This is a genomic window from Nocardia ignorata NBRC 108230, from assembly GCF_001612905.1.
GTDB lineage: Bacteria > Actinomycetota > Actinomycetes > Mycobacteriales > Mycobacteriaceae > Nocardia > Nocardia ignorata.
The window spans coordinates 148,524-164,108 of record NZ_BDBI01000012.1 but is presented as its reverse complement, the minus strand read 5'-3'; the positions used below and the strand labels follow the sequence as shown (position 1 = coordinate 164,108).

Genomic DNA, 15,585 nt, shown 5'->3' with positions numbered 1-15,585 from the left:
TCAGGTCATTGGCTCGGTTCGGGCAGTTGGCATTCGCCGACCTTGGGGTTCATGCCGAGGTAGTTCAGCGGACCCGCCGCCACGGTGAGCGCGATGGTCCCCCAGTCACCGCAGTTGGTCGGGGTGTCGGTGAAGTAGTCCCGCTGGAACGCCGCGACCAGCCCGGCCAGCAGCCAGGCGAGTACCAGCAGCGAGAACAGTGACTTGACGGTCTGATGAGGTGGTCGGGCCTGGATTTCTCGTACTTCGCGTACTTCTCGATCACGTCGGTTACGTCGTCCGCGCATCGTCATCGCATCCTTCCCACTCAGGGGTACCACGCGGATACCCGGTGTGATCAGCGCCAACCCTGCACGTCACACCCGATCGCAGGCGTGGCGGAAGAACTCGATCTGATCGGCGACGACGCGGGTGCGCAGCGCCGGTTCGGTGTAGAAGGTGAAGTGAGTACCAGGGTAGACGCGCAATCGGCCGTCGGGTGCTCGTTCTGCCAGCTCGCGGCTGGTGTCGAGGGGTGTCTCCCGATCGTCGGCGGCGGCGCACACCAGCAGCGGGCAGGTGAGGCGCGCGGCGTATTCGGCCGGGCGGTATCGCATCATCGACAGCAGTGCGCGCGGGGCGATGCTGTTGCGCCAGAGTGTTTCGCCACCGCCGGTGAGGGTGGCGATGTGCCGCTCGGCGTCGGCGGAGGCGGTGACGGCGAGTTCGCCCGGTGCGCCGACCATCCGGATGTAGTAAGGCCGCATGCGGAGTTTGCCGCGCACGGTGTCCCAGATGATGGCGGCCAGCAGTGCCAGGTTGTTCGCGGCCGAGCGGCCCTCGACCTTCTCGGGAAATCCGTTGAACGGGATCTGTGCGACGACCGCGGCGATGCGCGGGTCGGTGGCGGCGACGGTGATCGCGTGGGCGCCGCCGAGCGAGTTGCCCCACAGCAGGATGCGCTCGGGGTCGATGCGGTCGTGCGCGCGGGCGAAGGCGACCGCGGCGCGCAGATCGTCGAGTTGTCCGCCGATGTCGGGGACCTGCCGCGGTTCACCCTCGCTCTCGCCGAAGCCTCGGTAGTCGAATACCAGTGTGGCCCAACCTGCTTCGGCGAATTGGCGCGCGTGGTCGAACAGGCGGTCCATCGTCCCACTGAATCCGTGGCACAGGACGACACAGGGCAGCGTACTCCTGCCCTCGGGGAGCTCCAGGTAGCCGACGCACCCGCTGTTTCCGGATGGGAAGGACACTCGGGTTCGCACAGGACTTGCTCCCGCCTCACTAGACTGACTCTTGGTAAGTAATCGTAGCGTCCGAACTGACCCGAGGTAAGTGGTGCGATGACATCCGAGCGAATTCTGTCGGCCGCGCGTGCCCTGTTCGCCGCGCGCGGCTACCGGGCGACCTCGATGCAGGCCATCGCCGACGAGGTGGGCATCACCAAGGCCGCCCTCTACTACCACTTCGACTCCAAAGAGGCGATCCTGCACCAGCTCACCGTCCCCCTGCTGGATGAGCTGGAAGCGACCCTCGCCGAGGCGGAGGCCGGCACCGATGCCGAGGACGTGCGGTGGCGGACCATCGAGGGATATGTCGATGTGCATCTGCGCCACCGGCAGACACTCACCATGCTCGTCAAAGACATGAGCCTGCTCGTCCAGGCGCCGATCGCCGACCGTTTCCGGGCCGCGATCGCGCTGGCCAACGACCTCGTCGCGGGGCCGGGAGCCGGGCTGGAACAGCGCGTACGGGCGTGTCAGGTGGTGGCCGGGCTGGCCGATCCGGTCGTGCTGTTCCGCGACGCACCGATCGAACGGCTACGTGGCTTGATCCTGGACGGCGCGCGAGCACTGCTCGGCGAATCCGCCGTTCGACGGGCGCGTGGGCCGGCTCGGGGGCGCAACGGGGGACGCCCGGCGGCGCTCACGGCCGAGCAGGTCGAGCTGGCGCGGGAACTCCACCGCTCCGGAGTCGGCGCCGAGGAACTCGCCGATCGGTTCGCGGTATCCCGCGCGACCGTCTATCGAGTTCTCAAAACCTGAGGTTCTGAGAATTGTTTATGCGACAGGCTATCCCTCATCGAGAAGGAAGTGGAGTTCGGTGCGCAGGACCGCGCCCACGCGGGCAGCCGAGGCCGGCGGCAGACCGGACTCGATCAAGGCGGCGGTGACATTGTCCACGGCCTCCGCGATCAGATCGCCGGTCGGGACAGCGGTGATCGCGCGCGGAATGCGCCTCGTCCCATGCGGATTCAGCGGCGACGACGGCGTTGTCCAGCGCACGGTCTTCGGCGCCGGAATCCATCGCCCCGGGGAGGTCGCCGCGGACCCGGCGACGGATCGCGGCACCGATCCGCTGCGCGAGGGACTCGGTGCCGCATTTCGAGCCCTCCTTGATCGCTTCGGCGACGCCGTCGGCCACGTTCTTCAGCAACCACAGCCCGACCACAACGCCGAGCGTGGCCGGGTCGAAGCGCACCTGACCTGCCGGTTGCAGTCGGGGCAGATCGATCGCGAGTCCGTCGGCGAGTGCGGCGGCGGCGGATTCGAGGTCGGTCATGTTGTCGCCGGATTTGTTCGCCGACGCGAGTGAGAAGCTGGTCGATGCGTGGCGGTCGCGGGCGGCGCGGTCGTTTCCGTCGGATCTGCGGGATATGCCGAGCCCGATCATGCTGACGCTGCTGGCGGCACTGTGCTGGGTGCGGTCGGCCGAGATCACCGACGCACTGGTGGATCTGCTGATCGAGCTGGTGCACAAGGTCAATACGCGGGCGGATCGGCGGGTGGAAAAGGAGCTGACCGAGGATCTGCGGCGGGTGCGGGGCAAGGAGAACATCCTGTTCCGGCTCGCCGAAGCCGCAGTCGATCACCCCGACGACATCGTGCGTGAGGCCCTGTATCCGGTGGTCGGGGAGAAGACGCTGCGGGAGTTGGTGAAAGAGGCGAAGGCCAACGACCAGGTGTTCCAGGCGCGGGTGCGCACGGTGCTGCGCAGCTCGTATTCCAATCACTATCGGCGGATGCTGCCGGCGTTGCTGGCAGCATTGGATTCTCGGTGCAACAACACCGCCTACCGGCCGGTCATGGTGGCGATGGAGTTGCTGGGACGGTACGCGAGCATCGACGGGAAGGTCCGCTTCTACGACACCCATGCGCTCGCACCGCTCGAGGGTGTGGTGCCGAAGGCGTGGCGGGAGGCGGTGGTCGATGAGAAGCGGCGCGTCGAGCGCATCCCGTACGAATTGTGTGTGCTGGTCGCGTTGCGGGACGCGATCCGGCGCCGCGAGATCTACGTCGAGGGCGGGAACCGATGGCGCAACCCCGAAGACGACCTCCCCGGCGATTTCGACACCGCCCGCGAGGTGCACTATGCCGCGATCCGCCAGCCCCTGGATCCGACCGAGTTCATCGGCGGGCTCAAACAGCGCATGAACGAAGCCCTGAACCGCCTCGATACCGGCCTGGCCGAGAACACCACCGGAGGCGTCCGGTTGACCCGGCGGCGCGGTGAGCAGTGGATCAGCGAGGAATCCGAGGCGGCGCTGCGGCATGTGCGCCGGCACTTCATCACCCGCGACAATCTGCGGCGTGCGACGACGAAGTTAGTGAACGCGACCTTCGCCGCGCGAGATCCGAACTGGTGGGGATCGGGCACCGCGTGCGCGAGCGATTCGAAGAAGTTCGGGTCGTGGGAGTCGAACCTGATGACCCAGTACCACCAGCACTACGGCGGGTACGGGGTGATGATCTACTGGCACGTCGAACGCCGCAACGTGTGCATCTACTCTCAGCTCAAATCGTGTTCGTCGTCGGAGGTGGCGGCGATGATCGAGGGCTTGTTGCGGCATTGCACCGACGCAGAGATCGGTCGAATTACGTTGATACACAAGGCGCTTCGGTGGTCGGGTTCGCCTTCACCGAACTGCTGGGATTCAAGCTACTGCCCCGGTTGAAGAACATCGGCTCGATCCGGCTGTACCGGGCCGACGACGTCGGCGTGCACGGCCAGCTGGGACCGGTGCTGACCCGCCCGATCCGGTGGGAATTGATCGCCCAGCAGTAACGGCCGGTTCCGACTCGACATGACCACCCGCCTGGACCTGCGCCGAGGGCGGGTCGCGGGATAGATCAGCGCGCGGTGTCGGGCTGATCGGCCGGCCCCAGGCGCAGGTGTTCGCTGTGGTAGACAGCTTCGTCGAGCAGTTGAGCGACGGTCGTCGTACAGGCTGTAGACGATGCTGCGCCCGGTGCGGGTGCCGGTGATCAGGCCGAGGTTGCGCAACAGCCGCAACTGATGCGAGACCGCCGACTGTTCTATCTCGACCAGCTCGGACACCGGGCGGGGCCTTGCCGTAGTTCGGTGAGGATCAGCAGCCGGCTCGGAGTCGCCAACGCCTGGAACCCGGGGTGGCCGGATTGCAGGCCCTGCGGGACAAGACCCTCGATGTCGACCTGCTGATGGTGGTCGCCGCGATCGGTGCCGCGGCGATCGGGCACGTCCTCGACGGTGCGCTGCTGATCGTCATCTGCAGTGTCCAGACCGCACTCGCTATCCACTGCATCGACCTGAAATCGCCACCGAATCTGGCCTACTCCGCGGGGCCCGGTCTGACAAGCACGCGGATCTGGGCGCGAGAAAGATATCGATCGAGGAGAGAGCGCCATTTCCACGGCGGGCCGCTCGCTTGGACGGTGTGGCGGAGACTGGTCACATATCAATGGCGGGTCCTGTCGTCTGGTGTTAGGGTTGTACGTCCGAGTTAGACGTGGTGCGAGAGATTGGGAGGTGAGTTGATGATCGCGGTGAAGACCGCTGCCTTGTGCAGCGCCCGGACCATCCTCACGTCCCGGGCTCCGGTCTGACAGATTCCTACCGCCGATAGCGGCGCGAGCCGTGTCGGCTCGTAGCCGCGGTGGATTCGGTGTTCGAGCCGGGGCCCCTTTTCCCAAGGGTCTCACTATGTATTCATCTTCTCCGTCCTCATTCGATTTGTCCGCACTCGGGTGGGACGACTCGTTCGCAGCGCTGTTCGCAGTTCACGCGGCCGATGGTCTGGTTCCGGCTCGCGTCGTGCGGGTCGACCGCGGCCGCTGTGACACGTTGACCGCATCGGGTCCCGTCCGCGCGGCCAGCGCGGCGGTGGCCTCCCTCGACCCCGCCCATACTGTGTGCACAGGCGACTGGGCAGCGCTGCGCCTACAGCCGGAGCCGGAGTTGGTGGCGCTGCTGCCACGACGCAGCGCGATCACTCGGGCCTCGTCGGATCGAACCTCCCACCAGCAGGTCTTGGCGGCGAACGTCGACACCGTCGCCATCGCTGTCTCGCTCACAGCACCGCTGAACGCGGGCCGGGTCGAACGGCTACTAGCGCTGGCCTGGGACAGCGGTGCGAGACCGGTCGTCGTACTCACCAAAGCCGACGTACCCGACGATCTCGACGCAGCCTTGGCCGCTCTCACCTCGCTGGCACCCGGCGTGGACATCGTCACCACCAGCGCCATGACAGGAACGGGTCTAGACCTTCTGTCGGAGGTGGTGACCGGGACCACGGTCCTGCTCGGCCCGTCGGGTGCGGGAAAGTCCACTCTTGCCAACGCGCTGCTCGGTCGAGAGCATATGGGTACCAACGAAGTTCGGGCAGGTGACGGCAAAGGTCGGCACACTACCGTGCACCGTGAGTTGCTGCCGTTGCCCGGCGGCGGGGTGCTTATCGACACTCCGGGCTTGCGAGGTATCGGCTTGCAAGATGCCGCGGACGGGGTGGAGCGGGTCTTCGCCGAGATCGAGGCCTACGCCCGGGACTGCGCCTTCCGTAATTGTGAGCATCGCAGTGAACCAGGCTGCGCGGTACAGGAAGCCGTGGTCGCCGGCATGTTGGATGTGGGCAGGCTCGACCGGTACCGCAAGCTGTTGCGCGAAAGCGAGCGGGCAGCGGCCCGGGGAAACGCCCGGGATTCGGCCAAGCGCAGCAAAACCAAGAAGGCGATCACGCGGGATCTGCGCGCGACCTACCGATTCCGCGACCGCCAGCACTAGCGCCGATCGTGGCATCACGCATCCGGGGACCTCCCTGCTGGGCCCGTCTGCCTGCGGCAGGCACTTCTGCCCGCAAACCCGCGGACGTTCTCGCCGTTCAACTCACCATCACGAATGGAGAAATCTGTTTTGAGTACTCGCATTGACTGGATCACCCGCGCCGAGACCGCAGCGGACATCCCTGCTATCCGAGAGATCAACCTCGCCGCATTCGACACCGCCGAGGAGGCCGATCTCGTCGACGCTCTACGCGCCGACTCGGCGTGGATAGACAGCTTGTCCATCTTCAGCGCAGGACCGGACGGCAAGCCCGTCGGTTACGCACTGCTGACTCGCTGTCACGTCGACGACACCCCGGCGCTATGCCTGGGACCGTGCGCGGTGCTACCCGAGTACCAGAAGACCGGGGCGGGCTCCGCGGCGATCCGTGCCGCTCTCGAGGCTGCTGAGCGGGCGGGCGAGCACTTCGTGATCGTTCTCGGACATCCGACCTACTACCCGCGGTTCGGGTTCACCCGCGCCTCGGAGTACGGTATCCGGCTCAGTATCGATGTCCCCGACGAGGCATTGATGGCACTGAGCCTCGACTCCGAACAGTTGCCCAGCGGCACCGTCCGCTACGCAGCGCCCTTCGGCATCTAACCGAGCCGAAACACTCCGCTCCGCCCTCCCTCGTCGTCCTGGGCTGGCCTGCATACATACAGGCAGCCAGCCCAGGACGCGCCGATCTCCAGCTTCGACATGTTCTGGGCCGAGGGCTCGGTCTACACCATCGGCTTCGACATCGCCCTGCAAGCATGGCGGCGACTGCTGACCCCCGACGGTGTTCTGGTCGTCACCGAGATCGAGTGGTCCACCGGCACTACACTAGCCTTCTGGGCCAACTCCTACCCACTGCGAACCACCGAGGAAAACACGGCCGCAGCACAATCCGCCGGGTAGCGGGTGAGCGCCCGTCATCCGCTACCGAAAGCGACTGGTGGGACGGAGTCGGCGGCCAGCTGATGGCGCAGCGTGATCTCGGCACTCCCCGACCTGTGGGTGAGCGGGTGCCCCGCGGCATGTCGTAATACCGCTGGTGCACCGGCCGTTGCCCGTGCTTGCATAGTGTGATGATGTCCACCGACCGTCTGCTCGCCTTCGCGGCGATGTCATTTCTGCTCATCGTGATCCCCGGTCCGAGCGTGCTGTTCGTCATCAGCCGGGCGCTGGCGCACGGACGCCGCGCGGCATTGACCACGGTCGCGGGAAACACCATCGGCGCCTACGCGCTGGTCGTGGCCGTGGCCTTCGGAGTCTCGGCCGTGGTGCAACGCTCGGTCCTCGCCTTCACCGTCCTGAAGCTAGTCGGCGCCGCCTACCTGGTCTACCTCGGCGTGAAGGCATGGCGGGAGCGTGGATCGTTGCGGATGGCAGGTGCCCAGGTCGAGGGTGGGCGGGGTGGTCTGCGGACGTTCTGGGAAGGTGTCACGGTCGGCATCACCAATCCCAAGACGATCGTGTTCTTCGCCGCCGTGCTGCCTCAGTTCGTCGACCACACGCAGGGCAACGTCGCGGTGCAGATGCTGGTGCTGGGTCTGGTGTTCAACGTCATCGCCGTGGCATCGGATGTGGTGTGGGGAATGGTCGCGGCCACCGCACGGGAGTGGTTCGCGCGGTCACCGCGGCGGCTGTCCCTCATCGGCGGGGTCGGCGGGCTCACGATGGTCGGGCTGGGTGTCTCGGTCGCCGCAACGGGACGTCAGGAGTGATCGGCGCACACCAGCCGGACCCTGCGAACGGAAGGGAGCCAGGCGCGATATCGCCACCGGTGGGGCCGTGACCAGACGATCCGGCACGAATCCCAGCCAGGGCGGCGTGCATGGCGCGACTGTCCGGCCCAGACGGTCAGCCGGGCCCGGCCGGATCCACGAACGCCAGATCGTCGAGGCCGTCCTCAAGATCGCGCGCGCCGAGGGCTTGTCCGGCACGTGCCGGTACAGGCCCATTCGCGACGCGCCGACCTCGACGGCGAGGCGGCGGATCGTAAGCGCATCCCGCGCGGCTGACCACACGTTGTGCCGCGAGCTGGGAGTTAGACCCTGTGACCGCTTCTACTGAGCCTCTCTATAGGGTGTTCCCATCCCGCAGGCTGAGACGTCTCAACCTGCGGGATGGGCTGATCCGACACCAACATTGCTCCGGACAGCGTCCTGTTCTACTTGGAGAGTTTGTCGAGGATGGCGGCCACCTCCGGTGCCCGGAACACGAACCCGACGTGGGAAGTGTCCAGGGTGTGGACGTCGTACGGGTTGTCCGGAGTCAACGCGTCCGCTTCCGCGATCAGCCTGTCCTGCATGGCGATCGGGAGCGTACGGTCCTCGGTGAGCCGGATGTAGCTGCGGGCGATCGTGCCCCACGTGTCAGCCTCGACCCGGGCGTCGCCGGTCATCACCGCTATGGACTCGTCGGGTTGCAGGATGTTGAGGAAGGCCCGGAACTGTTCATCGGTGATGTCGTCCGCTATCGCCGCCTTCATAGCGGTGAGCAGTTCGTGGTCGGCAGTGCGGTAGTTGGCTCGGCCGACCCCGAGTTCGGCCGGGTCGCCGACGTTGAGCGCGGCGAGCGGTCCCATCAGATTGGCGGCGAACTCGGGCTCTCCGAAGTACTCGATGGGGTTGGCTCGTTTCACACAGGACCAGGCCGAGATGTACACGAGCCGGTCCACCAGGTCCGGTACCAGGTTCCCGGCCACGCTGATGGCCGTGCCGCCGAGACTGGCACCCACCAGCACGACCGGCCCATGCTCGGCGAGGCGACGGACGGTGTCGACGACCAGGTCGGCGTTTTCCCGCAAGGTGACCGTGGCCAGCGTCGAAGGCTCTGCCGCCCACGCGTCGAGGTCCTGTGGCGCCTGGTAGGCGACGGGGTACTGCGCATCCAAGCCGTGTCCGGGGAGGTCGACGGCGAAGCTGCGGTGACCGAGCAGTGCGAGTTCACGCTGGATCGGGGCCCACATGAACGAACTGGAGCCCGAGCCGTGCACCAGTACGAAGGTCGGCGCCGAGTGTGGGCGTGAGGAGGTGTTCCGGGACATGAGAAGTCGTCCAATCGGTTCAGGTGCGCCAGACGTCGCCGACGCCGGAAAAGGGTGCAAAGAATTGAGGCCTGACAACGGCAGGTCCCAATCGAGGGCACCGACCGGAGGCCGTGCGGGTATGACGAGCTGAATCGGCCGGCAAAGTGCCGACGAAGCAGCTGTCTCAGGCAGCTCGGAGGCGGGCGAAGATATCAGCCATGATCGTCACCCTAACCGAAGCCGGGGCCGATCCGCGAGCGCATCTGGGGAGTCGGTGCGTCACTTGGCGGCGAGCTGTCTGGCCGCCGTGGCAAACACACTGCAATAAGACCGGCAGCCAACAGGCGGCGGGTCTGCCGCATGAGCGGACGTTGAATTGTAATGCGCCCGAGGCGATGTGGGCCGGGGCGGCGTAGTTGGGTGGCGGTCGAGGCTGATGTGCGCGGCGTGTTTGTGACGCACGCAACCCTAGACTTCAAGTGGGCTTGAGGTTGCACGATTGTCGCGACACCGTATTCGAGAGAAGGAAGGGCACAGTGCCGAAACTCGACCGGATCATCGAGTCCGCGTTGTATGTCGACGACCTGGATCGTTCTCGCAAGTTCTACACCGATGTACTGCAGTTGAATCCGATTCTCGACGCGGATCCGTTGTGCGCGTTCGATATCGGTGGCGACAATGTGTTGCTGCTGTTCCGTCGCGGCGGATCGCTCGAGCCGAAGGTATTGTCAGGGCCGGGTCTGCCGAACGGCGAGATCCCGCCCCACGACGGCAGTGGCCGACTCCATGTGTGTTTCGCCGTGTCCGAGGACGAACTGCCCGCGTGGGAGGCTCACCTGAAGGCACACGACATTCCGATCGAAGGCCGGACCGACTGGGCACGTGGCGGACGCAGCATCTACTTTCGGGATCCCGACGAGCACCTCCTCGAACTCATGACACCGGGTAACTGGCCGACCTACTGAAGCTCCTTATCCAGCGCGAGTGCCCAGCCGATGCTCGGACGTCTGATCAGTCATTCCCGCGGCGTCGACGCCGACGAGGCCGCGGTATCTCGGGCGCACCGTTGTCGAACGCTCGTCGCTCCGCCCGACTTCGGAGAAATGTCCAGGGGCCGCGTTGAATGAGGCTGGCTGTCAACGGTTTGGCGCGATGACCGCCGGGGGCGGGTGGTCCAGGTCCGTTCGAATGTGCAGGATCCGCCCGCACAGGTAGATGCAGACACCGAGTGCTGGCGCACCGCAGACCAGCGTGGCGATGCCGAGCGCGGTCACCTTCCCGACCAGGTACAGCGGTACCAGCACCATCGTGGCAATGCCGCACTTCGCGAGGAAGACCGCCGTGCACATCTGATACCGCCGTCGCTGCGCTGGGTCTTGCCGCCAGCCGAATCGTTCACCGCGTACCCATCCCAGCGCCAAGCCGATTACCGGCCAGCGCACCAGAATGGAAATCAGGAACACCGAGCCCTTGCCCGACTGCGTGAGCACGGCCGGAAGGTAGAAGTCGACCGCGTTCCCGGTACTCCCGGCCACCGAGGCCGAGATCGCCACGAAGAGCAGCCCGATCGCTGCCTGCCAGTACTTTCGGTCGCTGAACACACGCACCACGGCGAACACCGCCACAGCACCGACCGCCACCAGCGCGGAGGCCGCTACCTCATCGGTCACCAGATAGGCGACCAGGAACACCACCCGGGATGCGACTCCTTCGGCGACGGTGCGCCAACCGCCCACGGCTGCGAACCAGGAAAGCGACTTCTGGCTCAGCAGATTGATACTCATGCGCCCGTGTTCGCCGCGACAGGCGCGAAGAAGCTGTTCCGGCGCATCGTGTCTTCGTACGCATCGATCGCGTCGACCAGGTCGAGTCTGCCGTGGTACGCCTCGGCCAATGCCTCGCACAGGTGGTGCGCATCCTGCATCGCCAGGTTGCCGCCGAAGCCCGGGGCCACATTGATTGCGTCACCGACCACCGTCACCGGACCGGCGGGCCAGGCGGGTATCGGAGGGATCATCCCGCTGCGCAGTACGACCGTGAGGTCCGGCCACGCCTCTGCGACGACCACCTGCAGGGCGGGGGGCAGATCCGCGACCACATCCTTGGCCCGACGCCACATCGCGGCCGGTGATCCGGCCGGGCCGAGCAGCTCCTGTGTGCTCGGCATGGCCCACATGAGGTAGTCATCGATCTCACCGACCGCGCTGGGGCGCAGGGCCGGCAGCCACCGCTCCCGCGCGGAGGTCGGCGGCTCGGTGAACCGCAGCGCGCCGATCCCCGCCTGACGTAATCCCTGCGCCAGCGTCAGCCAAATCGATCTTCACCGGCGGCCTCGACGGCATCGGCGAGCGCATCATCCGGACACTCGTGGAGACCATGGACGCCTCAGGCCGCGCCCCGCTCGCGATGCTGACTCGGTCGGCCCAGGCCGACGACCGATCCGAAACGCTGCTCCGCGAGTACATCGACCGAGAAATCACCGGCAAGCTGGCGGCACTGCTCGGCACGCCGGATGCCGCAGTCCGGGCCGGCATGGTCAACGTCCAGATCTTGGGCCTCGCGGTGGCGCGCTACGTCGTGCGGATCGAACCGATCGCGTCAGCGTCCCTCGACGAACTGGTCAGCCGGTTCGGTCCGCTCGTGCAACACTGCCTGACCGGACAAACCGCACCACCATGAGTGACGCTCACGAGCACGCCACCGAGCATCGGTTCTACCGCGTCCGGCCGCCGCAAGACAAAGGCATCCACCGAAACGTCGAGAAACGACGGAGTAGCGCACCCTCCGAACATCGACGCGGCCCTTGAGAGACTGGCGACGAGTAGTCACGCTTAGCGACTGGCGGCGCAGCCCCCGATCGTTGTTCTTCAGTGAACCGCGAGCAGTGTTGTGGTGCTGGTGGTTTCATGTCCGGCTGTGCGTGATCTCTATTCCGCGGGCGATGGCCGATTCCGTTGTGAACGCGATGTCTACGATTCGCCGACTATCATCAGGCTGATTGAGTCCTGGGGCCGCCGATGCCTCGAACTCGGCAGCCTGACCGACGATGAACGAGCCTGGGTCGCCGCAACGTGGCACCCATGCGTCGCCACACTCACCCAGACCGAGCCCGACGGTCGTTCCGTCGTCATGGGGTGTCGGTAAGAATCGTGTCACCTGGTACATGAGCGTTGCTGCCCCTCTTGGTCCCGCAAGTTAAAGCGCCGGGCGGTGATGGGGCGACGGCAGCCGGAGTGGGCGGAATCTATGGGACGGAACGGGACATGTCGCCCCTTTATGGGACAGTTTCGTGGCATGGGACGGTTCGGATACGCGCGGGTGTCCACACGTGGGCAGAAAGACGACTCCCAGATCGACGCACTCAATGCTGCCGGGTGCGAACGGATCTGGGTCGACAAGGCCTCCGGCAAGCTCACCCGGCGCCCGGAGTGGGACAAATGCTTCGAGCACTTGCGCCGCGGCGACGAACTGGTGATCACCCGGCTCTCGCGCCCGTTCCGATCCGTGCGGCACATGACCGAACTCGCCGCGCAGCTCGACGAGCGCGGCATCGACATGATCGCGCTCAAGCAGGGCATCGACACCACCACCCCGGCCGGGCGTTTCCTGTTCCACGTCATCGCCGCCATGGACGAGATGGCCGCAGACCTGATCAGCGAAGGCACGCTCGAAGGACTCGAATCCGCGCGAGCCCGCGGCCGGGTCGGCGGTCGGCCACCCGCGCTGACCGAGCTGCAGGCGCTCAAGGCCCGCGAGATGTACGACGAACGCGATCAGCGCGGCAAACGCCGCTACACCGTCGCCCAGATCGCCGAAACCTTCGGCGTCTCCCGCAAAACCATCTACCGCCACCTCGAACCCGCCAGCCAGCACGGCTCGCCCGGCGAACCGTAGACGAATCACGCTGAGCGCGAAGCTACTTTGCGGCTGGGGCCACCTTCAGGACTCCGGGGCCGAGATGTGAGGTTTTCGTCGTCGATCCGGAGGGCCCGGGGTGCCAACGCCGCGAGACGGTCACGTGCCGGAGTGCGCGTCAGGTCGATATCGCTGTCGCGCCAGTGTGTATCGGGCGGCGGAGCGTCGTACAGCCGGCCGGACGGGTCGGCACGAACCTGTGCCCAGCCTTCACGCACGGTTCCGTCGCGATCGTGGTGACGCAGGTGCGCGGAGACATGCTCGACGCCGAGGTGTGGATCGGTGCGCGCCGATGCCGAATAATGCTCGAGGAGCTGGAAATTCGCGTCGAGATAGACGGGGTCGGCACCGATCAACGCGCAGGCGAGCAGTGCGGCCTCACGGAGAAAGTCGTGATCGGACTGCGGCAGCGCCCACATGACATGCCCCCCGTCGCCGGTGCGATGCTCTTCGAATGTCACCGACGCCGCAGCCACGAGGGTGGGCTTCCCCACTCGCTAGGCTTGGGACCGACCCGCGCCGTCCCCGTGCGCGATCCGATTTGCGAGGAGCACCATGTGGCCGTCCGATTGGCCGTCGTCGGCCCGCGCGATCGCGGCTACTGTCGCGGCATCCGTCGAGGCAGCGCGAACCCGGGACGAATGCACCTTCCGCGAACACATCGGTGATCTCGCAGACCTCCCGACCGACCAGGTGACCGTCGTCTTGTCTGCCGTGATTCGCGAACTTCTCGAAGCAGCCCACCCCGACGGTCTCGCCGCCGACGACATCCGCTCCGTCTTGACCGACGTGATCCGCCAGTCGATCCCCTGGCTTCCCGGCCTCGACCCCACCACCGTCGCCACCGCGCTCACCGGTGCCCTCGGCATCGACGAACATCCCGACCATCCACCGGCCGATCCGCACCCCGCCGCCGTCCTGCTGATCTCCCACCTCGCCGAGGCAACCCACATCCCCACCCACGACAGCATCATCCGCGCCATCGGCGAGATCGCCCGGGCGGAAACCGTCGAAATGCCCTGAGACTCGGAAGCGCGGAGGAGCAGGACGAAGCGCACCGGGACCGCGTTGCCGGCCCCGGTGCGTGGCGAATCAGAGGTTGACGCCGAAATCGCGGGCGATGCCCTCGAGGCCGGAGGCGTAGCCCTGGCCGATGGCGCGGAACTTCCATTCGGCGCCGTTGCGGTACAGCTCACCGAAGACCATGGCGGTTTCGGTCGAGGCGTCCTCGGACAAGTCGTAGCGGGCCAGTTCCTCGCCGTTGGCCTGGTCGACCACGCGGATGTAGGCGTTGCGGACCTGGCCGAAGGACTGGTTGCGGGTGAGGCCGTCGTAGATCGAGACCGGGAAGACGATGCTCTCGATGGTCGGCGGGGTGTTGGCCAGGTCGACGTTGACGACCTCGTCATCACCCTCGCCCTCACCGGTGCGGTTGTCACCGATGTGCTCGATCGCGCCTTCGGGGGACTTCAGGTTGTTGAAGAACACGAAGTGCTTGTCGGACACGACCTTCTTGTCGGCGCCGAGCGCGATGGCGCTGGCGTCGAGGTCGAAGTCCGTGCCGGTGGTGGTCCGCAGATCCCAGCCGAGACCGACCGCCACGGCGGTGAGGTTCGGCGCCGCCTTGGTCAGCGAGACGTTGCCACCCTTGGACAAACTGACACCCATACCGATTACTCCCATCGATCAACGCGGCACAGAGGGCGCCGACGCTTCGCACACTAGCACTGCGTGGCGACGCGGCGACGGCTCGCCGGGAACCCGAAAAAGTCTGGTATACAGCCGGATTCCGCTACCGGATCAGGTCTGATCGACCCGTTCGTGCGCGGTCAGCAGCAGGTGATCGAAGCGGGTTCGGCAACCCGGCACCTGGGGTTCGAGGCCACGGGCGTCCGCGACGAGCTGGGCTGCGAGGTCGCGGAGTTTGGTATTCGTCTCCTGGGAGCGCCAGCGCAGCACTTTGAACGCCTGGTCGGGGCCGACGCCGTACATGAGGACGAGTACACCCTTGGCCTGTTCGATGGCGGCGCGCGCCTCGATCAGTTCGGGCAGGGTCTCGTCGAGGGTCTCCTTGCGTTCCTCTTCCAGACGCTGGGTGACGTCGATGTAGTAGCCGGTGGTGCCGATCACCGTGCCGTCGTCGTCGGTGAGGTGGTCGCCGACGATGATCACCTCGTGCTCCGCGCCTCGGGTGTCGATGATGCGGTGCCTGCCGCAGACCGGTTCGCCCGCGTCGATGGCGCAGGTGATCGCGGTGGCGAGATCCTGCTGGTCGTCGGGGTGCTTGTGGGACAGCAGCAGCTCGGTGGTCGGCTCCACCTCACCGGGGCCGTAGCCGTAGATCTCGGCGAGCTCGTCGGACCATTCCCAGCGCGCGTCGGCAAACCAGAACTGGAACGAACCGATGCCCGTGCAGGCCTCGGCGCCGATCACCTGGCTGATCGCGGTGACCGCGTCCGGTACTGATTCTTCACTCAATGTCACCTGCGAAGTATCCCCTATCGCGCCCGGTCAGGGAGCTATCGGGCTCGTATCCGCAGATTCGATACCTATACCCCCTAGGGGTTTACTTTCCGGCCGTGAAGTCGTACCTT

At 66.2% G+C, this 15,585-nt stretch carries 18 protein-coding genes and 3 pseudogenes; 11 read left to right on the top strand and 10 right to left on the bottom strand.

Translation table 11 applies throughout. The annotated features are described in order from the left end of the window. Window positions 1-5 precede the first annotated feature (5 nt). Complete coding sequence (locus tag NI2_RS11890; RefSeq protein ID WP_370465704.1) at window positions 6-287, bottom strand: hypothetical protein; 282 nt, start codon at window positions 285-287, stop codon at window positions 6-8. A gap of 69 nt (window positions 288-356) precedes the next feature. Beyond that, window positions 357-1,232, bottom strand: a complete 876-nt coding sequence (locus NI2_RS11885) for an alpha/beta hydrolase (RefSeq protein ID WP_255284017.1) — start codon at window positions 1,230-1,232, stop codon at window positions 357-359. Between the two features lie 90 nt (window positions 1,233-1,322). Between NI2_RS11885 and NI2_RS11880 the strand changes: the two genes are divergently transcribed. Continuing rightward, window positions 1,323-2,024, top strand: coding sequence for a TetR family transcriptional regulator (locus NI2_RS11880; RefSeq protein WP_067489647.1), 702 nt, complete (start codon window positions 1,323-1,325; stop codon window positions 2,022-2,024). A 34-nt stretch (window positions 2,025-2,058) separates the two neighbouring features. On the opposite strand, the gene NI2_RS33755 is transcribed toward NI2_RS11880, so the two are convergent. Further along, a complete protein-coding gene (locus tag NI2_RS33755; RefSeq protein WP_133734120.1) occupies window positions 2,059-2,541 on the bottom strand; it encodes a hypothetical protein in 483 nt (160 codons plus the stop codon). 994 nt (window positions 2,542-3,535) lie between these two features. Here NI2_RS33755 and NI2_RS35840 point away from each other — a divergent pair. Beyond that, window positions 3,536-4,041 (top strand): annotated as a pseudogene (locus NI2_RS35840) (Tn3 family transposase); the annotation flags it as partial. A gap of 68 nt (window positions 4,042-4,109) precedes the next feature. On the opposite strand, the pseudogene NI2_RS33060 reads toward NI2_RS35840, so the two are convergent. Next, window positions 4,110-4,427 (bottom strand): annotated as a pseudogene (locus NI2_RS33060) (ArsR/SmtB family transcription factor). Here NI2_RS33060 and NI2_RS35100 point away from each other — a divergent pair. The 5 genes and pseudogenes from NI2_RS35100 to NI2_RS11845 form a co-directional block, all read left to right on the top strand. Next, window positions 4,380-4,529: pseudogene (locus NI2_RS35100) on the top strand (hypothetical protein); the annotation flags it as partial. The pseudogenes NI2_RS33060 and NI2_RS35100 overlap by 48 nt on opposite strands. A gap of 412 nt (window positions 4,530-4,941) precedes the next feature. Further along, window positions 4,942-6,018 carry a ribosome small subunit-dependent GTPase A gene (gene rsgA, locus NI2_RS11860; RefSeq protein ID WP_067489634.1) on the top strand — a complete coding sequence of 359 codons (1,077 nt, stop codon included), beginning with the start codon at window positions 4,942-4,944 and terminating at the stop codon, window positions 6,016-6,018. Between the two features lie 129 nt (window positions 6,019-6,147). Next, window positions 6,148-6,660: a GNAT family N-acetyltransferase gene (locus NI2_RS11855; RefSeq protein ID WP_371851967.1), complete on the top strand. Its 513-nt coding sequence runs from the start codon at window positions 6,148-6,150 to the stop codon at window positions 6,658-6,660. Window positions 6,661-6,759: 99 nt separating this feature from the next. Further along, window positions 6,760-6,960: a hypothetical protein gene (locus NI2_RS11850; protein ID WP_067489628.1), complete on the top strand. Its 201-nt coding sequence runs from the start codon at window positions 6,760-6,762 to the stop codon at window positions 6,958-6,960. A gap of 170 nt (window positions 6,961-7,130) precedes the next feature. Then, window positions 7,131-7,769, top strand: coding sequence for a LysE family translocator (locus tag NI2_RS11845; RefSeq protein WP_067489624.1), 639 nt, complete (start codon window positions 7,131-7,133; stop codon window positions 7,767-7,769). Window positions 7,770-8,215: 446 nt separating this feature from the next. Here the strand turns inward: NI2_RS11845 and NI2_RS11840 are convergent, their stop codons facing one another. Beyond that, window positions 8,216-9,094 (bottom strand): alpha/beta fold hydrolase, encoded by an 879-nt coding sequence (locus tag NI2_RS11840; protein ID WP_067489622.1) that lies wholly within the window; start codon window positions 9,092-9,094, stop codon window positions 8,216-8,218. A gap of 518 nt (window positions 9,095-9,612) precedes the next feature. On the opposite strand from NI2_RS11840, the gene NI2_RS11835 reads away from it, so the two are divergent. Beyond that, window positions 9,613-10,041: a VOC family protein gene (locus tag NI2_RS11835; protein WP_067489619.1), complete on the top strand. Its 429-nt coding sequence runs from the start codon at window positions 9,613-9,615 to the stop codon at window positions 10,039-10,041. Between the two features lie 171 nt (window positions 10,042-10,212). On the opposite strand, the gene NI2_RS11830 is transcribed toward NI2_RS11835, so the two are convergent. Both NI2_RS11830 and NI2_RS11825 read right to left on the bottom strand, forming a co-directional pair. After that, window positions 10,213-10,860, bottom strand: coding sequence for a DUF3159 domain-containing protein (locus NI2_RS11830; RefSeq protein ID WP_067489616.1), 648 nt, complete (start codon window positions 10,858-10,860; stop codon window positions 10,213-10,215). Further along, complete coding sequence (locus tag NI2_RS11825) at window positions 10,857-11,243, bottom strand: FAD-dependent oxidoreductase (RefSeq protein WP_208115379.1); 387 nt, start codon at window positions 11,241-11,243, stop codon at window positions 10,857-10,859. The genes NI2_RS11830 and NI2_RS11825 overlap by 4 nt, the downstream gene beginning before the upstream one ends. Window positions 11,244-11,365: 122 nt before the next feature. Between NI2_RS11825 and NI2_RS11820 the strand changes: the two genes are divergently transcribed. Then, on the top strand, window positions 11,366-11,755 hold the full coding sequence (locus NI2_RS11820) for a TetR/AcrR family transcriptional regulator (protein ID WP_166655803.1): 390 nt from the start codon (window positions 11,366-11,368) through the stop codon (window positions 11,753-11,755). Window positions 11,756-12,370: 615 nt separating this feature from the next. After that, on the top strand, window positions 12,371-12,970 hold the full coding sequence (locus tag NI2_RS11810; RefSeq protein WP_067489605.1) for a recombinase family protein: 600 nt from the start codon (window positions 12,371-12,373) through the stop codon (window positions 12,968-12,970). Window positions 12,971-12,975: 5 nt separating this feature from the next. On the opposite strand, the gene NI2_RS11805 is transcribed toward NI2_RS11810, so the two are convergent. Beyond that, a complete protein-coding gene (locus NI2_RS11805; RefSeq protein WP_067489601.1) occupies window positions 12,976-13,485 on the bottom strand; it encodes a hypothetical protein in 510 nt (169 codons plus the stop codon). A 61-nt stretch (window positions 13,486-13,546) separates the two neighbouring features. Here NI2_RS11805 and NI2_RS11800 point away from each other — a divergent pair, with 61 nt between their 5' ends. Continuing rightward, window positions 13,547-14,014 (top strand): hypothetical protein, encoded by a 468-nt coding sequence (locus NI2_RS11800; protein ID WP_067489599.1) that lies wholly within the window; start codon window positions 13,547-13,549, stop codon window positions 14,012-14,014. 69 nt (window positions 14,015-14,083) lie between these two features. Here the strand turns inward: NI2_RS11800 and NI2_RS11795 are convergent, their stop codons facing one another. Next, window positions 14,084-14,659, bottom strand: a complete 576-nt coding sequence (locus NI2_RS11795; protein WP_067489596.1) for a TerD family protein — start codon at window positions 14,657-14,659, stop codon at window positions 14,084-14,086. A gap of 132 nt (window positions 14,660-14,791) precedes the next feature. Then, window positions 14,792-15,475: a PAS and ANTAR domain-containing protein gene (locus NI2_RS11790; protein ID WP_067489593.1), complete on the bottom strand. Its 684-nt coding sequence runs from the start codon at window positions 15,473-15,475 to the stop codon at window positions 14,792-14,794. Window positions 15,476-15,585 lie beyond the last annotated feature (110 nt).

Coding starts and splice junctions, on each gene's coding strand:
- NI2_RS11850 (WP_067489628.1), top strand. CDS start 6,760: ATGTTCTGGGCCGAGGGCTCGGTCTACACCATCGGCTTCGACATCGCC.
- NI2_RS33755 (WP_133734120.1), bottom strand. CDS start 2,541: ATGACCGACCTCGAATCCGCCGCCGCCGCACTCGCCGACGGACTCGCG.
- NI2_RS11800 (WP_067489599.1), top strand. CDS start 13,547: ATGTGGCCGTCCGATTGGCCGTCGTCGGCCCGCGCGATCGCGGCTACT.
- NI2_RS11880 (WP_067489647.1), top strand. CDS start 1,323: ATGACATCCGAGCGAATTCTGTCGGCCGCGCGTGCCCTGTTCGCCGCG.
- NI2_RS11795 (WP_067489596.1), bottom strand. CDS start 14,659: ATGGGTGTCAGTTTGTCCAAGGGTGGCAACGTCTCGCTGACCAAGGCG.
- NI2_RS11830 (WP_067489616.1), bottom strand. CDS start 10,860: ATGAGTATCAATCTGCTGAGCCAGAAGTCGCTTTCCTGGTTCGCAGCC.
- NI2_RS11810 (WP_067489605.1), top strand. CDS start 12,371: ATGGGACGGTTCGGATACGCGCGGGTGTCCACACGTGGGCAGAAAGAC.
- NI2_RS11890 (WP_370465704.1), bottom strand. CDS start 287: ATGCGCGGACGACGTAACCGACGTGATCGAGAAGTACGCGAAGTACGA.
- NI2_RS11840 (WP_067489622.1), bottom strand. CDS start 9,094: ATGTCCCGGAACACCTCCTCACGCCCACACTCGGCGCCGACCTTCGTA.
- rsgA (WP_067489634.1), top strand. CDS start 4,942: ATGTATTCATCTTCTCCGTCCTCATTCGATTTGTCCGCACTCGGGTGG.
- NI2_RS11825 (WP_208115379.1), bottom strand. CDS start 11,243: ATGCCGAGCACACAGGAGCTGCTCGGCCCGGCCGGATCACCGGCCGCG.
- NI2_RS11845 (WP_067489624.1), top strand. CDS start 7,131: ATGATGTCCACCGACCGTCTGCTCGCCTTCGCGGCGATGTCATTTCTG.